The organism is Bartonella sp. AA86SXKL, from assembly GCF_042196885.1.
In genome coordinates, this window is sequence record NZ_JBHIRE010000284.1 from 468 (window position 1) to 755 (window position 288).

The following is a 288-nucleotide window of genomic DNA, read 5'->3' on the forward strand; positions in this document are numbered from 1 at the left end:
CGCCGAACACGCTTCCTACATTCACTAATATCATCAGAGCTAAAGGCATTATCAAGTGCAAGCATCGGCTGGGAATGAACAGATTTTTCAAACTTTTCAGAAATCGGTGCTCCAATTTTATGTGAGGGAGAATCTGGACGAATAAGTTCAGGAAAGAGAGCTTCAATTTCCGCATTACGCCGGCGAAGAGCATCATATTCTGCATCAGAGATTTCAGGTTGGTCATTACGATTATAAAGCACATCATGACGAGTAATCTCTTTTGCCAACCACTCTAATTCACTTGCT

The 288-nt window shown here is 41.7% G+C and carries 1 protein-coding gene; it reads right to left on the reverse strand.

Annotated features, from left to right (window positions below):
• Nucleotides 1-288 (reverse strand): DNA ligase LigA-related protein (locus tag ACFIO5_RS11555; RefSeq protein WP_404978051.1); only part of this gene is annotated, 288 nt, incomplete at both ends.